22 protein-coding genes and 2 tRNA genes are annotated in these 21,976 nt (G+C 52.1%); 13 read left to right on the top strand and 11 right to left on the bottom strand.

Annotation, left to right across the window (positions count from 1 at the left end):
* Positions 1 to 89 precede the first annotated feature (89 nt).
* The 7 genes from tolB (at position 90) to pnuC (ending at position 5,156) form a co-directional block, all read left to right on the top strand.
* Complete coding sequence (tolB, locus tag OGX90_RS21000) at positions 90 to 1,382, top strand: Tol-Pal system beta propeller repeat protein TolB (protein ID WP_003022981.1); 1,293 nt, start codon at positions 90 to 92, stop codon at positions 1,380 to 1,382.
* Between the two features lie 34 nt (positions 1,383 to 1,416).
* Entirely contained in the window at positions 1,417 to 1,935 is a 519-nt protein-coding gene (pal, locus tag OGX90_RS20995; protein WP_003022983.1) for a peptidoglycan-associated lipoprotein Pal, read from the top strand.
* A 9-nt stretch (positions 1,936 to 1,944) separates the two neighbouring features.
* On the top strand, positions 1,945 to 2,736 hold the full coding sequence (cpoB, locus tag OGX90_RS20990) for a cell division protein CpoB (protein WP_071445707.1): 792 nt from the start codon (positions 1,945 to 1,947) through the stop codon (positions 2,734 to 2,736).
* A gap of 165 nt (positions 2,737 to 2,901) precedes the next feature.
* Positions 2,902 to 2,977: transfer RNA gene (locus OGX90_RS20985), tRNA-Lys, on the top strand.
* 32 nt (positions 2,978 to 3,009) lie between these two features.
* Positions 3,010 to 3,085 (top strand) — tRNA-Lys (locus tag OGX90_RS20980).
* Positions 3,086 to 3,366: 281 nt separating this feature from the next.
* Positions 3,367 to 4,410 (top strand): quinolinate synthase NadA, encoded by a 1,044-nt coding sequence (gene nadA / locus OGX90_RS20975; protein WP_286624638.1) that lies wholly within the window; start codon positions 3,367 to 3,369, stop codon positions 4,408 to 4,410.
* Positions 4,411 to 4,436: 26 nt separating this feature from the next.
* Positions 4,437 to 5,156 carry a nicotinamide riboside transporter PnuC gene (pnuC, locus tag OGX90_RS20970; RefSeq protein ID WP_008784161.1) on the top strand — a complete coding sequence of 240 codons (720 nt, stop codon included), beginning with the start codon at positions 4,437 to 4,439 and terminating at the stop codon, positions 5,154 to 5,156.
* On the opposite strand, the gene zitB is transcribed toward pnuC, so the two are convergent.
* Positions 5,153 to 6,094 carry a CDF family zinc transporter ZitB gene (gene zitB / locus OGX90_RS20965; protein WP_032942740.1) on the bottom strand — a complete coding sequence of 314 codons (942 nt, stop codon included), beginning with the start codon at positions 6,092 to 6,094 and terminating at the stop codon, positions 5,153 to 5,155. The genes pnuC and zitB overlap by 4 nt on opposite strands.
* 113 nt (positions 6,095 to 6,207) lie before the next feature.
* Positions 6,208 to 6,582: a YbgS-like family protein gene (locus OGX90_RS20960; RefSeq protein ID WP_003022994.1), complete on the bottom strand. Its 375-nt coding sequence runs from the start codon at positions 6,580 to 6,582 to the stop codon at positions 6,208 to 6,210.
* A gap of 317 nt (positions 6,583 to 6,899) precedes the next feature.
* Here OGX90_RS20960 and aroG point away from each other — a divergent pair, with 317 nt between their 5' ends.
* Entirely contained in the window at positions 6,900 to 7,952 is a 1,053-nt protein-coding gene (gene aroG, locus OGX90_RS20955) for a 3-deoxy-7-phosphoheptulonate synthase AroG (protein WP_003831449.1), read from the top strand.
* A 108-nt stretch (positions 7,953 to 8,060) separates the two neighbouring features.
* On the opposite strand, the gene gpmA is transcribed toward aroG, so the two are convergent.
* From gpmA to modE, 7 genes are all read right to left on the bottom strand, one after another.
* Entirely contained in the window at positions 8,061 to 8,813 is a 753-nt protein-coding gene (gpmA, locus tag OGX90_RS20950; RefSeq protein WP_003022999.1) for a 2,3-diphosphoglycerate-dependent phosphoglycerate mutase, read from the bottom strand.
* Positions 8,814 to 9,045: 232 nt separating this feature from the next.
* Positions 9,046 to 10,086, bottom strand: a complete 1,041-nt coding sequence (gene galM / locus OGX90_RS20945) for a galactose-1-epimerase (RefSeq protein WP_258735720.1) — start codon at positions 10,084 to 10,086, stop codon at positions 9,046 to 9,048.
* Positions 10,080 to 11,228 carry a galactokinase gene (galK, locus tag OGX90_RS20940; RefSeq protein WP_032942744.1) on the bottom strand — a complete coding sequence of 383 codons (1,149 nt, stop codon included), beginning with the start codon at positions 11,226 to 11,228 and terminating at the stop codon, positions 10,080 to 10,082. The genes galM and galK overlap by 7 nt, the downstream gene beginning before the upstream one ends.
* 3 nt (positions 11,229 to 11,231) lie before the next feature.
* Positions 11,232 to 12,278 carry a galactose-1-phosphate uridylyltransferase gene (gene galT / locus OGX90_RS20935; RefSeq protein WP_186413578.1) on the bottom strand — a complete coding sequence of 349 codons (1,047 nt, stop codon included), beginning with the start codon at positions 12,276 to 12,278 and terminating at the stop codon, positions 11,232 to 11,234.
* A gap of 9 nt (positions 12,279 to 12,287) precedes the next feature.
* Entirely contained in the window at positions 12,288 to 13,304 is a 1,017-nt protein-coding gene (galE, locus tag OGX90_RS20930) for a UDP-glucose 4-epimerase GalE (RefSeq protein WP_003831462.1), read from the bottom strand.
* Positions 13,305 to 13,521: 217 nt separating this feature from the next.
* Positions 13,522 to 14,994: a molybdate ABC transporter ATP-binding protein ModF gene (modF, locus tag OGX90_RS20925; protein WP_103284906.1), complete on the bottom strand. Its 1,473-nt coding sequence runs from the start codon at positions 14,992 to 14,994 to the stop codon at positions 13,522 to 13,524.
* A 67-nt stretch (positions 14,995 to 15,061) separates the two neighbouring features.
* Positions 15,062 to 15,850: a molybdenum-dependent transcriptional regulator gene (modE, locus tag OGX90_RS20920; protein ID WP_032942748.1), complete on the bottom strand. Its 789-nt coding sequence runs from the start codon at positions 15,848 to 15,850 to the stop codon at positions 15,062 to 15,064.
* A 129-nt stretch (positions 15,851 to 15,979) separates the two neighbouring features.
* Here modE and OGX90_RS20915 point away from each other — a divergent pair, with 129 nt between their 5' ends.
* From OGX90_RS20915 to modC, 4 genes are all read left to right on the top strand, one after another.
* Positions 15,980 to 16,129, top strand: a complete 150-nt coding sequence (locus tag OGX90_RS20915) for an AcrZ family multidrug efflux pump-associated protein (RefSeq protein ID WP_020996536.1) — start codon at positions 15,980 to 15,982, stop codon at positions 16,127 to 16,129.
* Positions 16,130 to 16,313: 184 nt separating this feature from the next.
* On the top strand, positions 16,314 to 17,087 hold the full coding sequence (gene modA, locus OGX90_RS20910; RefSeq protein ID WP_003831470.1) for a molybdate ABC transporter substrate-binding protein: 774 nt from the start codon (positions 16,314 to 16,316) through the stop codon (positions 17,085 to 17,087).
* Complete coding sequence (gene modB, locus OGX90_RS20905) at positions 17,087 to 17,776, top strand: molybdate ABC transporter permease subunit (protein WP_008784169.1); 690 nt, start codon at positions 17,087 to 17,089, stop codon at positions 17,774 to 17,776. Before modA ends, modB begins: the two co-directional genes overlap by 1 nt.
* 2 nt (positions 17,777 to 17,778) lie before the next feature.
* Entirely contained in the window at positions 17,779 to 18,837 is a 1,059-nt protein-coding gene (gene modC / locus OGX90_RS20900; protein ID WP_003831474.1) for a molybdenum ABC transporter ATP-binding protein ModC, read from the top strand.
* On the opposite strand, the gene OGX90_RS20895 is transcribed toward modC, so the two are convergent.
* Positions 18,838 to 19,656 (bottom strand): pyridoxal phosphatase, encoded by an 819-nt coding sequence (locus tag OGX90_RS20895; protein ID WP_003831476.1) that lies wholly within the window; start codon positions 19,654 to 19,656, stop codon positions 18,838 to 18,840.
* Positions 19,657 to 19,821: 165 nt separating this feature from the next.
* On the opposite strand from OGX90_RS20895, the gene pgl reads away from it, so the two are divergent.
* Positions 19,822 to 20,817, top strand: a complete 996-nt coding sequence (gene pgl / locus OGX90_RS20890; RefSeq protein ID WP_020996535.1) for a 6-phosphogluconolactonase — start codon at positions 19,822 to 19,824, stop codon at positions 20,815 to 20,817.
* A gap of 56 nt (positions 20,818 to 20,873) precedes the next feature.
* On the opposite strand, the gene OGX90_RS20885 is transcribed toward pgl, so the two are convergent.
* The gene (locus OGX90_RS20885; RefSeq protein ID WP_258735718.1) at positions 20,874 to 21,824 is read right to left on the bottom strand and encodes a LysR family transcriptional regulator; all 951 of its coding nucleotides are present in this window, start codon (positions 21,822 to 21,824) and stop codon (positions 20,874 to 20,876) included.
* Between the last annotated feature and the right edge of the window lie 152 nt (positions 21,825 to 21,976).

The following is a 21,976-nucleotide window of genomic DNA, read 5'->3' as shown; positions in this document are numbered from 1 at the left end:
GAGACAGAGTTCTGGTAGTTTTGTGTATTTGAGTTTGTTAACATTCTGCTAAATTATCGTGGGCTTTCCGTCCAGATAAGGGAGATATGATGAAGCAGGCATTACGAGTAGCATTTGGTTTTCTGATGCTGTGGGCAGCGGTGCTGCACGCAGAAGTACGTATCGAGATCACCCAGGGGGTGGACTCGGCGCGCCCGATTGGTGTTGTCCCCTTCCAGTGGGCAGGACCGGGTGCTGCACCTGAAGATATCGGTGGTATCGTAGGTGCTGACCTGCGTAACAGCGGTAAATTTAACCCGTTAGACCGTTCTCGTCTGCCTCAGCAGCCCGGTACCGCGCAGGAAGTTCAACCTGCCGCGTGGTCTGCGCTGGGCATTGATGCCGTAGTCGTCGGCCAGGTTACGCCGAACCCGGATGGTTCTTACAGCGTTGCCTATCAGCTGGTTGACACCGGTGGCGCACCGGGTACCGTACTGGCACAGAACACCTATAAAGTGAACAAGCAGTGGCTGCGTTACGCGGGCCATACTGCAAGTGACGAAGTGTTTGAAAAACTGACCGGCATTAAAGGTGCATTCCGTACCCGTATCGCTTATGTTGTTCAGACCAACGGTGGTCAGTTCCCGTACGAATTACGTGTGTCCGACTACGATGGTTACAACCAGTTCGTGGTACACCGTTCTCCGCAGCCGCTGATGTCTCCGGCGTGGTCCCCGGACGGTTCAAAACTGGCGTACGTTACCTTCGAAAGCGGTCGTTCTGCACTGGTTATTCAGACACTGTCTAACGGCGCGGTTCGTCAGGTAGCCTCGTTCCCACGTCACAACGGTGCGCCTGCGTTTTCTCCGGATGGCAGCAAACTGGCGTTTGCCCTGTCTAAAACCGGTAGCCTGAACCTGTATGTCATGGACATTGGTTCCGGTCAGATCCGTCAGGTGACGGATGGTCGTAGCAACAACACGGAACCTACCTGGTTCCCGGACAGCCAAAACCTGGCCTTTACGTCTGACCAGGCCGGTCGTCCGCAGGTATATAAAGTTAACGTCAACGGCGGTGCTCCGCAGCGCATTACCTGGGAAGGTTCGCAAAACCAGGATGCGGATGTGAGCAGCGACGGTAAATTTATGGTAATGGTAAGCTCGGCCAACGGTCAGCAGCACATTGCCAAACAAGATCTGGTAGCGGGTGGCGTACAAGTTCTGTCGTCAACGTTCCTGGACGAAACGCCAAGTCTGGCACCTAACGGCACTATGGTAATCTACAGCTCTTCTCAGGGGATGGGATCCGTGCTGAATTTGGTTTCTACAGATGGGCGTTTCAAAGCGCGTCTTCCGGCAACTGATGGACAGGTTAAATTCCCTGCCTGGTCGCCGTATCTGTGATAATAAATAATTGATTAATAAAGGAATCATTGAAATGCAACTGAACAAAGTGCTGAAAGGGCTGATGATTGCTCTGCCTGTTATGGCTATTGCAGCGTGTTCTTCTAACAAGAACGCCAGCAATGACGGCAGCGAAGGCATGCTGGGTGCCGGCACTGGTATGGATGCAAACGGCAGCGGCAACATGTCTTCTGAAGAGCAAGCGCGTCTTCAGATGCAACAGCTGCAGCAGAACAACATCGTTTACTTCGATCTGGACAAGTACGATATCCGTTCTGACTTCGCTGCAATGCTGGATGCTCACGCTAACTTCCTGCGTAGCAACCCGTCTTACAAAGTCACCGTAGAAGGTCATGCGGACGAACGTGGTACTCCTGAGTACAACATCTCCCTGGGTGAGCGTCGTGCGAACGCCGTTAAGATGTACCTGCAGGGTAAAGGCGTTTCTGCTGACCAGATCTCCATCGTTTCTTACGGTAAAGAAAAACCTGCAGTACTGGGTCATGACGAAGCGGCTTACGCCAAAAACCGTCGCGCCGTACTGGTTTACTAAGAGAATTGCATGAGCAGTAACTTCAGACATCATCTGTTGAGTCTGTCGTTACTGGTTGGCATAGCGGCCCCCTGGGCCGCTTTTGCACAGGCGCCAATCAGTAGTGTCGGCTCTGGCTCGGTCGAAGACCGTGTCACTCAACTCGAGCGTATTTCTAACGCTCACAGTCAGCTTTTAACCCAACTCCAGCAACAACTCTCCGATAATCAGTCCGATATTGATTCCCTGCGCGGTCAAATTCAGGAAAATCAGTATCAACTGAATCAGGTTGTTGAACGCCAGAAGCAGATATTGCTGCAGATGAATAATCTTGGCAGCGGTAGTGCACCTGCGGCGCAATCTGCGGGCGGCGATCAGAGTGGGGCAGCAGCAACCCCTGCACCTGATGCGGGTGCAGCGGCAGCGTCAGGTGCTCCGGTACAAACTGGCGATGCGAATACCGATTACAATGCGGCCATTGCTCTGGTGCAGGATAAATCCCGCCAGGATGACGCGATTGAAGCATTTCAGAACTTCATTAAAAAGTACCCAGACTCAACTTACCTGCCAAATGCGAATTACTGGCTGGGTCAGTTGAATTACAACAAGGGGAAAAAAGATGATGCAGCGTTCTATTTTGCTTCAGTAGTCAAAAACTTCCCGAAATCACCAAAGGCTGCAGACGCGATGTATAAAGTCGGCGTCATCATGCAGGACAAAGGTGATAAAGAGAAAGCGAAAGCCGTTTTTCAGCAGGTTATCACTAAATACCCTGGCACTGATGGCGCGAAACAAGCGCAAAAACGCCTTGGCGCGATGTAATGAACACCATGCGACCAGAAATCGTGTTAATTCTGGTCGCGTCGTGTGATTCCTAAGCAGTTGAGTTATTTACATCGAAATTTTTGTTGCGCTAAAATCTGAAATCAGTAATATATGCCGCCGTTGCCAAGGGATATCAAACAGCCCGAAAGCGGCAAAAAAAGTGGGTCGTTAGCTCAGTTGGTAGAGCAGTTGACTTTTAATCAATTGGTCGCAGGTTCGAATCCTGCACGACCCACCATCCTGAAAGTATAAAGAAGTAAACCCCATACGGGGGCGTTAGCTCAGTTGGTAGAGCAGTTGACTTTTAATCAATTGGTCGCAGGTTCGAATCCTGCACGCCCCACCAGTGTAAAAAGGCGCCCTAAAGGCGCCTTTTTGCTATCTGCGATTTATAAGATTCGAATCTGCTTGCCTGATGCGCTTCGCTTATCAGTCCTACAGACGACACTATTCACGTAGGCCGGATAAGACGTCAGTCTCCTTCCGGCATTCATCACACGCAATTATTGTGACTTTCTTACGCCAATCCGCTATCTTGTTTAGCATATAAAACAAATCTAACCGAATACGGCGTGCGTCACGCTTTTAATCGGTTATTTCGTTAAGCCAGTAAAACGAGAAAGCAAGATGAGCGTGATGTTTGATCCAGAAGCAGCAATTTATCCGTTTCCGCCAAAGCCAGCCCCGCTGAGTGTGGATGAAAAGCAATTTTATCGTGAAAAAATCAAGCGACTGCTGAAAGAGCGTGATGCCGTTATGGTCGCGCACTATTACACCGATCCCGAAATTCAGCAGTTGGCCGAAGAGACCGGTGGTTGTATTTCTGATTCTCTGGAGATGGCGCGTTTCGGCTCAAAACATTCTGCCTCTACGCTGTTGGTTGCAGGCGTGAGGTTTATGGGGGAAACCGCCAAAATCCTCAGCCCGGAAAAGACCATCCTGATGCCGACCCTACAGGCGGAATGCTCATTAGATCTGGGCTGTCCGATTGATGCGTTCAGCGCGTTTTGCAATGCGCACCCGGATCGTACCGTGGTGGTTTACGCCAATACCTCAGCCGCCGTTAAAGCACGTGCGGACTGGGTCGTCACATCCAGTATCGCGGTAGAACTTATTGAGCATCTTGATAGTTTGGGTGAAAAAATCATCTGGGCTCCGGACAGACATCTGGGCAACTACGTCCAAAAACAGACCGGTGCAGACGTTCTTTGTTGGCAGGGGGCCTGTATCGTCCACGACGAATTTAAAACTCAGGCTTTAACACGCATGAAGGGGCTTTACCCTGATGCAGCGGTGTTGGTGCACCCGGAGTCCCCTCAGTCTATCGTTGATATGGCCGATGCGGTTGGCTCAACCAGCCAGTTAATCAACGCCGCTAAATCGTTACCGCATCAACAGCTGATTGTGGCGACTGACCGGGGCATATTTTACAAAATGCAGCAGGCCGTTCCGGATAAAGAATTGCTTGAAGCGCCGACGGCTGGTGAGGGGGCAACCTGCCGCAGCTGTGCGCATTGTCCGTGGATGGCGATGAACGGCCTCAAGGCGATTGCTGAGGGCCTGGAACAAGGCGGAGCGGCTCATGAGATACATGTTGATGCTGCGCTGCGAGAAGGGGCGTTGTTGCCGTTAAACCGCATGTTGGAATTTGCGGCTACACTTCGAGCTTAATTAATTTTTTGGCTCTGGGGGAAAAGATGGACTTTTTTAGCACGCAGAACATTCTGGTACATATTCCGATTGGCGCTGGCGGTTACGATCTGTCGTGGATCGAAGCTGTGGGGACGATCGCTGGGTTGCTGTGTATTGGCCTGGCGAGCCTTGAGAAAATCAGCAATTACTTCTTCGGCCTGATAAACGTCACGCTGTTTGCGATTATCTTCTTTCAGATCCAGCTCTATGCAAGCCTGTTGCTGCAAGTTTTCTTCTTTGCCGCCAACATCTACGGCTGGTATGCCTGGTCCAGGCAAACCAACCAGCATGAAGCGGAACTGAAAATTCGCTGGCTGCCGTTACCAAAAGCGATCGGCTGGCTGGCGGCTTGCGTGGTGGCGATCGGCCTGATGTCGGTCTATATCGATCCGGTCTTTGCGTTCCTGACCCGCATTGCGGTGAACATTATGCAGGCATTAGGATTGCAGGTTGTTGTGCCTGAGTTGCAACCCGATGCATTCCCGTTCTGGGACTCCTGCATGATGGTGTTGTCGATTGCGGCGATGATCCTGATGACGCGTAAGTACGTTGAAAACTGGCTGCTGTGGGTGATCATTAACGTAATAAGCGTAGTGATTTTCGCCCTGCAAGGCGTATATGCCATGTCGCTGGAGTATATGATCCTGACGGTTATCGCCCTGAACGGTAGCAGGATGTGGATTAACAGCGCGCGCGAGCGGGGTTCCCACGCGCTGTCCCATTAATGGTGATGGTGTGAATGGCCGGATACCCCCTGATACAGGTGGCAGTCCGGCCCATTACACGGCTGATACTCCATCTGGATCGTGGCGTGTTCAATCTGGTAGTGATGGATAAGGAAATGCTGAATACGCTCCAGCAGCGCGTCGTGATCGTGCGGCGGGACCACCTGCACATGCAGCGTCATTACCGGTTTTTCACCCACCATCCAGACATGGACATGGTGCACATTGCGGACTTCGGGGATATCCCGGCTGAGATGGCGCTGCAGTGCGGCGATATCCAGCGTCAGCGGGGCGCCTTCCAGTAATTCATTAACGCTATCCTTTAACAGTCGCCAGGCGCTACGCAGTACCAGCACGGAAACCAGAATCGAGAGAATCGGGTCCGCAGGCGTCCAGCCCGTCCAGATAATAATCAGCGCAGCGATGATCGCCCCGACCGAGCCGAGTAAATCGCCCATCACATGTAGTGCCGCGGCGCGGACGTTCAGGTTTTTCTCCTCACTGCCGCGGTGTAGAACCCAAAAAGCCAGCACGTTAGCCAGTAAACCCGCGACAGCTATAACCATCATCATGCCGCCAGCCACGGGGCGGGGCGTATGGAAGCGCTCAATGGCTTCCCAAACGATTAAAATGGTGATCACGACCAATGCGATGGCATTAACAAACGCGGCCAGTGTCGTGAGCCTTAGCCAGCCGAAGGTGTGTCGTATTGTGGGCGGGCGATGGGAAAACCGGACGGCCAGCAGCGCAAAAAGGAGCGCTGCGGCATCAGTGAGCATATGCCCGGCATCGGCCAACAAGGCCAGTGAACCTGAAAGTATGCCACCCACCACTTCAACCAACATAAATCCGGCTGTAATGCAGAATGCAAACATCAAGCGGCGGGCATTATTGTCCTTGGGTTGCTCAGAAGAAGTATGAGTATGCGAGTGCGCCATTATGCCATCCCTTTGTTATTCTCATCTTTACTGTATGCCATCATACCGTTTTTGGGATGATAAAATTAAAAAGGAGAGCTATTGCTCTCCCATTATTAGCTTTATTTCCAGCGTTACTGCGTAGTGCCATCAGTTTTTGTCTCAGCATCATTGTTAATGCCGTTTCCGGTCTCAACTTTCTTATTCACATCAGGGCAGCGACCGTCCTTACACATGGTGTTTTTGTGCATCTCGTCTTTGGTCATCCCTTCATGGTTCATTGATGAACCGTTCGGGTGCAGCATTGTGCCACCCGAATTCACGTTACTGTTGTCGACATTATTTGGTGCCACGTTTTCGCGTGCGTCTGGGGCGACCTGACCGGCATCCGCCGAGGAATTTGCCTGGCCGTTATTGGACTGCGTATTGGTTTCAGCTGCCAGCGCCGCGCCGCTGGCGAGGCTGAGTGTAGCGGTAAGAAAGAGTGAAGCCAGCTTTGTCATATGCATAATATGCTCCTGTTATGGTCGATATGTCGGATAACGTCTTCCAACAGTGCATGTGCCAGTTACATCATCAATATGTGGTTAATAGTTTTGCCAGAGAAATTAAACCCAGCATAGAATCTTGAAATTTATGAAAATTAAAGCCGTTACAGTTATAAATTGTAGGTTGGATCTCGTTTTTCGCTACTTTATTGCGTTTTTTTGGCCAATTCCAGGATTAATCCGTCCAAAGTGTAAAACCCCGTTTACACTTTATGACTGAAGATATAGATTGGAGGGATTGCATTCATTTATATAAGTATGGCAACGCTGGAATAATCATGAATTATCAGAACGACGATTTACGCATTAAAGAGATCAACGAGTTATTACCGCCAGTCGCATTGTTGGAAAAATTCCCCGCTACTGAAAATGCCGCAAACACGGTGGCTCATGCCCGTAAGGCGATTCATAAAATCCTGAAAGGGAGTGACGATCGCCTGCTGGTAGTGATTGGGCCTTGCTCTATTCATGATCCGGCAGCCGCCAAAGAGTATGCCGCTCGCCTGCTGGCACTGCGTGAAGAGTTAAAAGGCGAGCTTGAAATCGTTATGCGGGTCTATTTTGAAAAACCGCGAACTACCGTCGGCTGGAAAGGGCTTATCAACGATCCGCACATGGACAACAGCTTCCAGATCAACGATGGGCTGCGCATTGCGCGTAAACTGCTGCTGGATATCAATGACAGCGGATTGCCTGCTGCGGGTGAATTCCTCGATATGATTACGCCGCAATACCTCGCCGACCTGATGAGCTGGGGCGCGATTGGGGCACGTACCACAGAATCTCAGGTGCACCGCGAATTGGCGTCTGGTCTGTCCTGCCCGGTTGGCTTTAAAAACGGTACTGATGGCACGATAAAAGTAGCGATTGATGCGATTAACGCCGCAGGAGCGCCGCACTGCTTCCTGTCTGTGACCAAATGGGGTCATTCGGCGATCGTAAATACCAGTGGTAATGGCGATTGCCATATTATTTTGCGCGGCGGCAAAGAGCCGAACTACAGTGCTCAGCACGTTGCCGATGTGAAAGAAGGTCTGATCAAAGCAGGGCTTTCAGCGCAGGTGATGATCGACTTTAGCCATGCCAACTCCAGCAAGCAGTTCAAAAAGCAGATGGATGTCGCGAAAGATGTTTGCGGACAAGTTGCTGGGGGCGAAAAAGCAATTATTGGTGTGATGATCGAAAGCCATCTGGTAGAAGGTAATCAGAACCCGGATAGCGGTGAGCCGCTGACCTACGGTAAGAGCATCACCGACGCCTGCATTGGCTGGGAAGATACCGATGCAGTATTGCGCCAGCTGGCGGATGCTGTAAAAGCGCGCCGCGGTTAAAAAATTCATCCGGGCTACGCTCGGTAGGCCGGATAAGGCAACGCCGTCATCCGGCAATAAAAAAGCGTGGAGCATTCCACGCTTTTTTCGTTTGACCCAAGATGAAAATTACTTCGCTTTACCCTGGTTCGCAACGGCTGCCGCTTTTGCTGCGATCTCGTCAGCATTACCCAGATAGTAATGTTTGATTGGTTTGAAGTTTTCGTCGAACTCATATACCAGCGGTACGCCGGTTGGGATGTTCAGTTCAAGGATCTCATCTTCGCCCATGTTATCCAGGTATTTAACCAGCGCACGCAGAGAGTTACCGTGAGCGGCGATAATTACGCGCTCACCGCTTTTCATGCGCGGCAGAATGGTTTCGTTCCAGTAGGGGATAACGCGATCGATGGTCAGCGCCAGGCTTTCGGTAACCGGTAACTCTTTGTCGGTCAACTTCGCATAACGCGGATCGTGACCCGGATAACGCTCGTCATCTTTGGTCAGTTCCGGTGGCGTTACCGCAAAGCCGCGACGCCATTGCTTAACCTGCTCGTCACCGTATTTTTCAGCGGTTTCAGCTTTGTTCAGACCCTGCAGCGCGCCGTAATGACGTTCGTTCAGTTTCCAGGATTTTTCAACCGGCAGCCAGGCCTGATCCAGTTCGTCCAGTACGTTCCACAGGGTGTGGATGGCACGTTTCAGCACAGAAGTATAAGCAAAATCGAAGCTGTAGCCTTCTTCTTTCAGCAGTTTACCTGCCGCTTTTGCTTCGCCCACGCCTTTCTCTGACAGATCAACGTCATACCAACCGGTAAAACGGTTTTCGTTGTTCCACTGACTTTCACCGTGACGTACCAGAACCAGCTTAGTTACAGCCATACACTCACTCCTATAAATCATATTGAATGATAATAATTCTCATTATATTGCCGTAAAGCGTCAGCGGCAATGCTTACGCATAACCATAGCGAAAATAGCGCCACAGTGTAAGGTTCTTGTGAATTCAAGGTTGCGATTTTGTCTTTGAGTGGTGGGGATTTGAGCGGTTCTACTGTGATAAACAAATAACAGGCCCGCTACGTTACGTCATCGGGCCTGTGAGGGGAAAGGATCAGACTGGAATAAACTGATATTCCGTCACGCTGGCATACTCTTCACCCGGGCGTAAGAAGCAGTCCGGCTGCTGCCACTCTGGATGGTTTGGGCTGTCCGGGAGAAACTCACTTTCCAGCGCCAGACCTTGCCAGTCTTCGTAGGCATCAGGCCCACGAGATGGTGTACCGCCGAGGAAGTTGCCGGAGTAAAACTGCAATGCCGGGGCGGAGGTGTATACCACCATCTGCAGTTTTTCATCCTGGGACCACAGTCGGGCGACCGGCGTACGCGCATTGCCCTGTGCCTGAAGCAGGAAGGCGTGATCGTAACCTTTTACCTTGCGCTGATCGTCATCGGCAAGAAATTCACTGCTAATGATTTTAGCCGAGCGGAAATCGAAAGTGCTACCAGCGACGGATTTCAGCCCGTCATGCGGAATGCCCATTTCATCAACCGGCAAGTACTCGTCCGCCATAATTTGCAGCTTATGCTGGCGGACATCCGTTTTGTCACCGTCGAGGTTAAAATAAACGTGATTCGTCAGATTCACCGGACAGGGCTTATCGACCGTGGCGCGGTAGGTTATCGAAATACGATTATCGTCAGTCAGGCGATACTGCGCGGTGGCGCATAGATGGCCAGGGAAACCCTGGTCGCCATCGTCAGATGTTAAGGCGAACAGCACCTGACGGTCATTCTGATTGACTATCTGCCAGCGACGTTTGTCGAAACCGTCTGGCCCGCCGTGCAGCTGGTTGTCGCCTTGACTTGGTACCAACTCAACGGTTTCGCCGGCAAAGGTATAGCGGCTGTTGGCGATACGGTTAGCGTAGCGACCAATTGAAGCGCCCAGAAACGCAGCCTGCTCCGGGTATTGTTCCGGACTGGCGCACCCGAGCAATGCTTCACGCACGCTACCATCGCTAAGCGGAATACGAGCAGAGAGCAGCGTCGCGCCCCAGTCCATGAGCGTGACGACCATCCCTGCGTCATTGCGCAGGGTGAGCAGGCGAAACGGCTGACCGTCCGGAGCCTGCACAGGGATTTCGCTTAACATTGTCCTGCTCCTTGTGAAGGTTTGCAGACGTAGAATGTTTCTTTGATACCGGTTTTTGCTTCGTATTGTTCCGCGACGGCCTGCTGTACGGCAGGTACCAAATCTTGCGGGATCAGCGCCACGATGCAGCCGCCGAAGCCGCCGCCGGTCATACGGACACCGCCTTTATCGCCGATGGTCGCTTTGACAATCTCGACCAGCGTATCAATTTGCGGCACGGTAATTTCAAAGTCATCGCGCATTGAGGCGTGAGATTCCGCCATCAGTTGGCCCATGCGCAGCAGGTCGCCTTTTTCCAGCGCCTGTGCGGCTTCAACGGTACGCGCATTTTCCGTGATCACGTGGCGAACGCGTTTGGCGACAATCGGATCCAGTTCGTGGGCGACGGCGTTAAACGCTTCAAGGCTGACATCACGCAGCGCTGGCTGCTGGAAGAAACGCGCGCCGGTTTCACACTGTTCGCGACGGGTATTGTATTCGCTACCGACCAATGTGCGTTTAAAGTTACTGTTGATGATCACCACCGCTACGCCCTCAGGCATGGAAACGGCTTTGGTGCCCAGCGTTCGGCAGTCGATCAGTAGCGCATGATCTTTCTTACCAAGTGCCGAGATCAGTTGATCCATAATGCCGCAGTTACAGCCGACAAACTGGTTTTCAGCTTCCTGGCCATTCAGGGCAATCTGCGCGCCGTCGAGCGGCAGATGATAGAGCTGCTGGAATACCGTACCCACAGCGACTTCCAGTGAGGCAGAAGAGCTTAAGCCCGCACCCTGCGGGACGTTACCGCTGATCACCAGATCCGCGCCGCCAAAGGCGTTATTGCGCTTTTGCAGATGTTTCACTACGCCACGCACGTAGTTTGACCACTGCTGGCTGTCATGAGCGATAATTGGCGCATCAAGCGAGAACTCATCAACCTGATTGTCGTAATCAGCGGCGATCACACGGACTTTTCGATCGTCGCGTGCCGCACAGCTGATAACGGTTTGATAGTCGATAGCGCAGGGCAGAACGAAGCCGTCGTTATAATCGGTATGTTCACCGATCAGGTTCACACGACCCGGTGCCTGAATAGTATGGGTGGCAGGGTAGCCAAATGTTTCAGCAAACAGAGATTGTGTTTTTTCTTTCAGACTCATTATTTAAACTCCGGATTCGCGAAAATGGATGTCGCTGACCGCACGCAGTCGTTCAGCCGCTTGTTCTGCCGTCAGGTCGCGCTGGGTTTCTGCCAGCATTTCATATCCGACCATAAATTTACGCACGGTTGCGGAACGCAGCAGCGGTGGATAAAAGTGTGCGTGCAACTGCCAGTGTTGGTTTTCTTCACCGTTAAACGGTGCGCCGTGCCAGCCCATAGAATAGGGGAATGAGCACTGGAACAGGTTGTCGTAACGACTGGTCAGTTTTTTCAACGCCAGCGCCAGGTCAGCACGCTGTTCGTCGGTCAAATCGGTAATTCGCAACACGTGCGCTTTCGGCAGCAGCAGCGTTTCGAACGGCCACGCGGCCCAGTAAGGGACAACCGCCAGCCAGTGCTCGGTTTCTACGACCGTACGGCTGCCGTCCGCCAGCTCACGCTGGACGTAATCAACGAGCATCGGCGCGCCTTGTTCGGCGAAGTACGCTTTCTGCAGGCAATCTTCACGTTCGGCTTCGTTAGGCAAAAAGCTGTTGGCCCAAATTTGTCCGTGTGGGTGCGGGTTTGAGCACCCCATCGCTGCGCCTTTATTCTCAAATACCTGCACCCAGGGATAGGTTTTGCCTAAGTCTTCAGTCTGTTCCTGCCACGTTTTCACAATTTCTGTTAGCGCAGGGACGCTGAGTTCCGGCAGCGTTTTGCTGTGATCGGGCGAGAAGCAAATTACACGGCTGGTACCGCGCGCGCTCTGGCATCGCATTAACGGATCGTGACTGTCCGGCGCGTCCGGGGTATCGGACATCAGCGCCGCAAAGTCATTGGTAAAGACATAGGTCCCGGTGTAATCCGGGTTTTTGTCGCCGGTAACGCGCGTATTGCCAGCGCACAGGAAGCAGTCCGGGTCATGTGCAGGCAGTACCTGCTTAGACGGAGTTTCCTGCGCCCCTTGCCACGGGCGTTTGGCGCGATGTGGTGATACGAGGATCCACTGCCCGGTGAGCGGGTTAAAACGGCGATGTGGATGATCGACAGGATTGAATTGCGTCATGATTGGTCCTTAATCCGAATATCCCTGCGGGTGGCGTGACTGCCAGTGCCAGGTATCTTGTGCCATTTCATCCAGTGTGCGGGTCACGCGCCAGTTGAGCTCGCGATCGGCTTTGCTGGCGTCAGCCCAGTAGGCCGGAAGATCGCCATCACGGCGCGGGGCGAAATGGTAATTCACCGGTTTACCGCAAGCTTTGCTGAAGGCGTTGACCACGTCCAGCACGCTGCTGCCGATGCCTGCACCGAGGTTGTAAATATGTACGCCCTGTTTACCCGCCAGTTTTTCCATGGCAGCAACATGGCCGTCGGCGAGATCCATCACGTGGATGTAGTCGCGTACGCCGGTGCCATCTTCAGTAGGGTAGTCATTGCCAAATATGGCAAGAGATTCGCGACGGCCAACGGCAACCTGCGCGATGTAAGGCATCAGGTTGTTTGGAATACCTTGCGGATCTTCCCCCATATCTCCCGATGGATGAGCGCCAACCGGGTTAAAGTAGCGCAGCAGGGCAATGCTCCAGTCGGGCTGTGCTTTTTGCAGATCGGTCAGGATCTGTTCCACCATCAGCTTGCTTTTGCCGTACGGACTTTGCGGCGTGCCGGTGGGGAAGCTTTCAACGTAAGGAATTTGCGGCTGATCGCCATAGACGGTCGCGGAGGAGCTGAAAATGAAGTTTTTCACGTTGGCAGCGCGCATTGCATTCACCAGACGCAGAGTGCCGTTGACGTTGTTGTCATAGTACTCCAGCGGCTTGGCAACGGATTCTCCAACGGCTTTTAAACCGGCAAAATGGATGACCGTATCAATGGCATGATCGTGCAGAATTTCGGTTATCAGCGCTTCGTTACGGATGTCTCCTTCCACGAAGGTCGGATGCTTGCCGCCTAAACGCTCAATGACGGGCAGTACGCTACGCTTGCTGTTGCAGAGATTATCCAGGATCACCACTTCGTGACCGTTTTTCAGCAACTGCACGCAAGTGTGGCTTCCAATGTAACCGCTACCACCTGTAACCAATACTCTCATAATTCGCTCCGTTAAGCCTATGGTATGCAATAACCATAGCATAACAAAGATGCGAAAAGTGTGACACGGAATAAATTAGTGGAATCGTTTACACTCCGGTGTTTTCACTCGATGCTGCCAGTTACTTTATTATAAATCATTATGTTAGGTTGTTATTTCAGCACTTGTCTGAAAAAAAAGCAGAAAAAAGGGCGTGATAAACGCCCTGGCATGAAAATTAACGCAGAGAGGTTTGTCGATAGGCGTAGATATCACCCTCGGGTACAAACTCTAGCCGATGGGTAATGCAGGCCGGGGCATCTTCGGCGTGATGAGAGACAAACAAAAGCTGAGTTTCACCTTCACCGATCAGGACATCCACAAACCGACGGATCAGTTGACGGTTGAGCGGATCTAATCCTTGCAACGGTTCATCGAGGATCAGCAACGTAGGATGTTTCACCAGTGCACGAACAATCAATGCCAGCCGCTGCTGCCCCCAGGAAAGACTATGAAATGGCGCATCCGCGGTACGTTTATCGATGCCCAGAATATCCAGCCACTGTTGTACCAGCTTGTGCTGCCTGTCGGAGACGGCCTGATAAATGCCGATTGAATCGAAATAACCGGAGAGAATAACGTTGCGAACTGTCGTACTTACCCGGTAATCCAGATGCAGGCTGCTGCTGACATAGCCAATATGTTTTTTGATATCCCAGATAGTTTCACCGCTGCCCCGGCGGCGGCCAAACAGGGTCAGGTCGTTGCTATATCCCTGGGGATGATCGCCGGTGATTAAACTGAGCAGGGTTGATTTCCCCGCACCGTTGGGGCCGATGATTTGCCAGTGTTCCCCCGGATTTACCCGCCAGCTCAGATGATGCAGGATAGGGCGATCGTTATACGAGACGGTGCCGTCGTTAAGCACAATGCGCGGCTCGTTATCTGACAACGTGTGGCGCACCGAAGGCTCATCCGGTTCGGGTAACTGGATGCCTTCCAGCCGTTCGCTATGTGCAAGCTGAGCGATTAATGCCTGTTGCAGAAGGTCGGGTTTTGCACCGGTTTCCGTCAGCGTGCAGTCGGCAAGTACGCCGGCAAACTGCACGAATTCGGGAATTTCATCAAAGCGATTAAGCACCAGTACCAACGTTAAACCGGCCTGGTGCAACTCAGCGAGCAACTCTGCTAACTGGCGACGGGACGCCACGTCCAGCCCGTCAAAGGGTTCATCAAGGATCAGTAAATCCGGTGTGGACATTAATGCCTGGCAGAGTAGGGTTTTGCGCGTTTCACCGGTGGAAAGGTATTTGAAACGCCTGTTAAGTAGGGATGAAATGCCAAACTGCTGCGCCAGTGCAGCGCAGCGGGCGGGGTCGTGAACTTCGTCCTGAATGATTTCTGCGGTAGTGCGCCCGGTGTCGTCTTCACCGGGACTAAGAAGATCGGTGTTGTTTCGCTGCCACTCGTCGCTGACCAGCTTTTGTAGCTGCTCAAAAGAGAGTCGGGTAATACGTGTGAACTGACAGTGACGTTCGCCTTTCAGAAGCGGTAACTCGCCCGCCAGCGCGCGGGCCAGCGCAGATTTCCCGCTGCCGTTAGAGCCAACAAACGCCCAGCTATCACCCGCGTTTAACGTCAACGCATCTAACTGGAGCGTTTTTGTGTCGCTAAGACGAAACGTGCCTTGCGAAATTTGCAATGATGACATTTTGTATCCCATTATTTGCAGCGATGAATAACAGGGATACGTGTTCTTCAGGCTGATGTCAATTAACTCAGCACAGTGTGGCGATAATCACCCTGTCCGCATTAAAATATGCTGTGACGTTAGCGCCTTCCGTTAATGTGTGGGCCTGCTCTATCGGCAAAGTCGCGCACAGCGTCTGGCCGTCTGGCAAGGTCATCAACACTTCGCACTGCTCCGCTCCGCGTTCGATATGGCTGATTGTGCCCTGCAACTGGTTATCGGCGGCCTGAGCGATGGCGTCGTCCTGAGTGATTCCTACCCACGGCGCTTTCAACAGAATCAGTACTTCTTTGCCTTCCTCAAGCCCGAGACGCTCGCCGCTTTGTGCAGTGATTGCCACTTTCAGGCGCGTTTCGCCATCCGCCAGCAGCACGTCGACATGCTGTTGAACCTGATCGTGGTCGCGGGCGGTAATGGTGCCAAACCACTGGTTACGGGCGCTGGTTTGCAGCGAAAAGCGAGAGATCGCCGCCAGCAGGCTATTGAGCGGGAGTGCGTCGTCATCGCTCAAAACATCGAAGGCTTTCTGTTGGATTTGCGCCAATAAATCATACAGCTGGATTAAGCGTTGGCCGTAGCGCGTTAATACCGCGCCGCCGCCGCCTTTACCGCCAGTGGCGCGCTCAACCAGCGTCTGCTCGCTGAGCTGATTCATTTCGTTAATCGCATCCCAGGCGCTTTTATAGCTGATACCTGCATCCTTCGCGCCCTGACTGATGGAGCCGGAAAGTGCAATGTGCTTAAGCAGAGAAATGCGACGGGGATCGGCAAACAGTTTTTGCTGAAGTTTCAGCGTAAGAAGGATTTCGGCCTGCATCACAAGCTCCTGGCAAAAGGGGTATTGTGACGGAAAACCGCGCGCGCGCAAAGCCAACCGCACAAAAGGGGAGTGCTTTTCTGTGTTATGTGGTTAGAATACAACTAAGGACTATATCTGGAGTTGACCATGTTAGAGTTATTGAAAAGTCTGGTATTCGCCGTAATTATGGTTCCTGTGGTGATGGCTGTCATCCTGGGGCTGATTTACGGACTGGGTGAAGTGTTCAACATCTTCTCCTCTATCGGTCAGAAAGACCAGTCCAGACAGAATCATTGATTCCCCAAACGCCCGCTCAGTCGGGCGTTTATATTTTTTGCCTGCCAACTCGTTTTCTCAAGATCTTGCTTTCCCTGCCGATATTTTCTTTGTGTAACCTCTAATTGGTATCAATAACCACTGGGAAAATCCTGGTTTACTCGTTATATTTGCGCCTACATAACGAAACGCAAAGGAGTTACAGATGGCACGTACATGGTTACGCTTGTTTGCAGGGGCAACACTTTCTCTTACCGTTGCCGGGCATGCGCTGGCGGATGAAGGAAAGATTACCGTTTTTGCAGCGGCTTCGCTGACCAACGCGATGCAGGACATTGCAACGCAATATAAAAAAGAGAAGAACGTTGATGTTGTCTCCTCTTTTGCTTCTTCTTCCACACTGGCGCGTCAGATTGAAGCAGGCGCACCGGCCGATCTGTTTATTTCTGCCGATCAGAAATGGATGGACTACGCGGTAGACAAGAAGTCGATTGATACCGCATCGCGTGAAACGCTGTTGGGTAACAGTCTGGTGGTGGTTGCGCCGAAAGCCAGCGCACAGAAAGACTTCACCATTGACAGTAAAACCAACTGGACCAGTCTGTTGAATGGTGGACGCCTGGCTGTTGGCGATCCAGAACATGTTCCGGCGGGCATTTATGCCAAAGAAGCGCTGCAAAAATTGGGTGCATGGGATACCCTGGCCCCGAAACTGGCTCCTGCTGAAGACGTGCGCGGTGCGCTGGCGCTGGTAGAACGTAACGAAGCGCCGCTGGGGATCGTCTATGGTTCCGATGCTGTCGCCAGTAAGGGCGTAAAAGTTGTTGCGACTTTCCCGGAAGATTCGCACAAAAAAGTGGAATACCCTATCGCGATTGTTGATGGGCACAAAAACGCAACGGTTAGCGCGTTCTATGATTACCTGAAAGGACCGCAGGCTGCTGAAATCTTTAAACGTTATGGATTTACGACCAAGTAATGATACTGACCGATCCTGAATGGCAGGCCGTCATCCTGAGCCTGAAAGTTTCTTCCCTGGCTGTGTTGTTTAGTTTGCCGTTTGGGATCTTCTTTGCCTGGCTGCTTGTGCGATGCAAGTTCCCGGGCAAAGCGCTGCTCGACAGCGTTCTGCATTTGCCGCTGGTTCTGCCGCCGGTCGTGGTGGGCTATCTGCTGTTGGTCGCCATGGGGCGGCGCGGATTCATTGGCGAATGGTTGTACGACTGGTTTGGCATTACCTTTGCCTTTAGCTGGCGCGGTGCGGTACTGGCTGCGGCGGTGATGTCTTTTCCTCTGATGGTACGGGCAATTCGTCTGGCGCTGGAAGGTGTCGACGTCAAGCTGGAGCAGGCGGCCCGCACGCTGGGAGCCGGACGCTGGCGTGTATTCATGACCATTACGCTACCGCTGATGCTGCCCGGCATTATTGTCGGTACGGTGCTGGCGTTCGCGCGTTCCCTCGGGGAATTCGGCGCAACCATTACTTTTGTTTCCAACATTCCTGGCGAAACCCGCACCATTCCTTCGGCGATGTATACCCTGATCCAGACTCCCGGCGGCGAAAGCGCGGCGGCGAGGTTGTGTATCATTTCTATTGTGTTAGCGCTGATCTCGCTGCTGATTTCTGAATGGCTGGCGCGTATTAGCCGTGAGCGGACGGGGCGATAATTATGCTGGAACTCAATTTCTCCCAGACGCTGGGGACGCATTGCCTGACGCTCAACGAAACGCTGCCAGCCAGCGGCATCACCGCTATTTTTGGCGTTTCCGGTGCGGGCAAAACCTCACTGATTAACGCCATCAGCGGCCTGACGCAGCCGCAGTCCGGACGCATCGTGCTCAACGGTCGGGTCCTAAACGACGTCGAGAACGGTATCTGTTTAACGCCGGAAAAACGCCGGGTGGGCTATGTTTTCCAGGATGCGCGCCTGTTCCCGCACTATAAAGTGCGCGGCAACCTGCGTTACGGAATGGCGAAAAGCATGGCCGGACAGTTTGATAAGCTGGTGGCGTTGTTGGGCATTGAACCGCTGCTTGACCGTCTGCCTGGCGGTCTTTCTGGCGGTGAAAAGCAGCGTGTCGCCATCGGTCGGGCGCTGCTGACCGCGCCTGAGTTATTGCTGCTTGATGAGCCGTTAGCCTCGCTGGATATACCGCGTAAACGCGAACTGCTGCCTTACCTGCAACGCCTTGCACGTGAAATCAATATTCCGATGCTGTATGTCAGCCACTCGCTTGATGAGATTTTGCACCTGGCGGATAAAGTGATGGTGCTGGAGAACGGGCAGGTCAAAGCGTTTGGTTCGCTGGAAGATGTCTGGGGTAGCAGCGTGATGCACCCCTGGCTGCCTAAGGAACAGCAAAGCAGTATTCTGAAAGTCAGCGTGCTGGAACATCATCCACACTATGCGATGACCGCGCTGGCGCTCGGCGATCAGCATCTGTGGGTCAATAAGCTGGAGCAACCGCTGCAAACCGCGCTGCGTATTCGTATTCAGGCCTCTGATGTTTCACTGGTGCTCCAACCACCCCAGCAGACCAGTATTCGTAACGTTCTCCGGGCAAAAGTCGCGCAATGTTATGACGATAACGGTCAGGTGGAAGTTCAGCTTGAGGTGGGCGGTAAGACGCTGTGGGCGAGGATTAGCCCATGGGCCAGGGATGAACTGGGTATCAAACCTGGCCTGTGGCTGTACGCGCAAATTAAGAGCGTATCGATTACCGCCTGATTACAGCAGGTGGGAGTAGATAAATTTCGCGATGCTGTCTGTGGTGTTGTCACCAATCACGATGTTGGCGCGGGCTTTGACCGCGTCATCCGCGTTGCCCATCGCCACACCGGTACCTGCGGCTTCCAGCATGCTGATATCGTTAAAGTTATCACCAAAGGCAATCACGTTTTCCATTGACCCGCCCTGTGCTTCAATCCACTGGGTAAGGCGTCGTCCTTTGCTGTTGCCTTTACGAGCAATGTCGACCTGATCATGCCAGGACCATTCACACTCCAGTCCCAGCTGTTGCTCAACGTACTGGCCAAACTGCTGCAGTTTCGGAATATCTTCGTCGGTCAGGGCAAATTTCCAGACGGCGTTGACGTCATGTGCGGCCTGCGCCAGCGAAGGAACCTGGGTGAAGGTCGGGCGCTGTTCCGGCGGCAGAGTTTGCGCCCAGTTAGCGGTACGCACCACATGCCCGGTTGGGCGCTCATACAGCATGGCCTCATCCACATACATCAGCCCGTGGATCTGATGTTCATCCAGCATTTCGATCAGCTGTAATGCCTGGTCTACCGGGAGGGGATCGGATTCCAGTACCTTTTTTGCCTGATAATCATACAAGTAGGTACCGTTACAGCAAATTGCAGGTGTATCCAGCGCCAGTGCCTGATAAAAAGGATGAATAGCAACGTGATGGCGACCTGTGACAATGATAAGTTGGTAGCCTGCTTCTCTGGCGCGCGAGAGCGCTTCGAGGGAGGATGGCAGCAAGGTTTTTTTCGGGGTCAACAGGGTACCGTCTAAATCCAGGGCAATCACGCGTGCGGTCATAGTTTTTTCCAGATTAAGGTTGAGAATTTTGTCTGCTGGAATGGTACACCGAGACGGGAGCCGGACAAAATTCTGAGCCTTAATTAAGCATTCACCGTTAAAAGCGTCTACCTTAGGCGTGTGTCAGGCAATTGCAGCCACCTGCCAAAAAGCAAAGGAGTATTCATGAAGCAAACCGTTTATACCGCCAGCCCTGAAAGTCAGCAAATCCACGTCTGGAGCCTGAATCACGATGGTTCTCTGACGCTGACGCAGGTGGTTGATGTACCGGGTCAGGTACAGCCGATGGTCGTCAGCCCGGATAAGCGTTACCTCTATGTTGGTGTGCGCCCGGAGTTTCGCGTGTTGGCTTATCGTATTGCGCCTGATGACGGAGCGCTGACCTTCGCGGCAGAGTCTGCGCTGCCGGGTAGCCCGACGCATATTTCTACCGATCATCAGGGACGTTTCGTGTTCGTAGGCTCTTATAATGCGGGTAGCGTGAGCGTCACGCGTCTGGAAGATGGCCTGCCGGTGGAACTGGTTGACGTGGTAGAAGGTCTGGATGGTTGCCACTCAGCCAACATCTCTCCGGATAACCGTACCCTGTGGGTTCCGGCGTTGAAACAGGATCGTATCTGCCTGTTTGACGTTAGCGATGATGGCCATCTGGTTGCGCAGGAACCAGCTGAAGTGACTACCGTTGAAGGCGCGGGCCCGCGTCATATGGCGTTCCATCCGAATAAGCAATATGCCTACTGCGTGAATGAACTGAACAGCTCTGTTGATGTCTGGGAGCTGAAAGATCCTTACGGCAAGATTGAGTGTGTGCAGACGCTGGATATGATGCCTGCTGATTTCGCGGATACCCGTTGGGCAGCAGATATTCACATCACACCGGATGGTCGTCATCTGTATGCCTGTGATCGTACCGCCAGCCTGATTACGGTCTTTAGCGTCTCTGAAGATGGCAGCGTGCTGACCAAAGAAGGTTTCCAGCCTACCGAAACTCAGCCGCGCGGTTTTAATATCGATAACAGAGGTAAATACCTGATTGCAGCCGGGCAAAAATCGCACCATATCGCGGTATACGAGATTGCTGGCGAACAAGGACTGTTGACGGAGAAAGGTCGTTACGCGGTAGGACAAGGCCCGATGTGGGTGGTGGTTAACGCGTACTAAAACGCCAGGCGTTACAAACGATCCGCAATCTTGTGAAGATTGCGGATTTTTTTTGCTTATTTAGCAAACGACATGTTTTCCTGACACTTAGCCACTGATGTCCAAAGGCTATCTGTATCATCTGCCCATAAATTAAGCAGAAGAGAGAAGAAACGTTCAGCGGGAGGGGAGAGGATAGCGTCTTTACGCCGAATAACTCCCAGCGTGCGTCTAATCACAGGCTCAACCAGTGGGATCCCTATCAGCGTTGGATGCGGCGTTTGCGGCATTGCTAACCCTGGTAATGCGGAAACACCTAGTCCAGCTTCAACCAGACCCAGCGAAGTGGACAGATGACGAACCTCGTAAAACCAGTTCAACTTCCACGGTTTATCGGACAAATGTTGTTCAATCAATAATCGGTTACCGCTTGAGGAACGAACGCCTATCAGTTTGTAATTCAGCAATTCTTGCCACTCAACCAACAGCTTATTAGCGAGCGGATGATCGCGTCGACAAGCCAGAACAAACGGTTCATTAACCAGTGGAGTGAACTCGATAGAGGAATTTGTGATGTTGTTCATGTTTATTCCAAAATCTGCCTCATTACAAAGTACGGATTCCATACAATTATTCGTACCTTGTTCAATAATTCGCACTTTGATATTGGGATATCGTTCATTAAATTTTCCAATTGCCAACGGCAAGAAATAGAAAACCGCGGTAGGAATACAGGCTAATGTCACTATGCCGTGATGATGAACATTCATTTCACTGATGTTAAAAATGGTCTCATCCAACGCTCTAATTAATTCTCTGGCTTCAGGTAAAAGCATTGCCCCCGCTTTTGTTAATGTGACTTTGCGAGTTGTTCTTTCAAATAGCTGGGTGTGTAAATACTCTTCCATTTTTTTAATCCTGCGCGTTAATGCAGGTTGCGTAATATTGAGTAACTTGGCGGCATTGTTAAAAGAATCGGACTCTGCCAACGTAACAAATGCCTTCATGCTCGATAACTCGTGTTTCATTTTGACTCCGGACTCAATCAGGGAAGCCCCTGTCTAAGATGAAAGTGTTCAGTGTATCCGCAATTCATAAATTTTAATTAATAAAAATAAATCACTAATCACACAAACAAAGTCATTAGCCACCCTATTCATGACATGCAACCATATATGTA

Source organism: Citrobacter sp. Cpo012, assembly GCF_030333015.1.
GTDB classification, from domain to species: Bacteria; Pseudomonadota; Gammaproteobacteria; order Enterobacterales; family Enterobacteriaceae; genus Citrobacter; species Citrobacter portucalensis.
The sequence above is the reverse complement of the archived record's forward strand: the minus strand, read 5'-3'. Positions and strand labels throughout refer to the sequence as shown.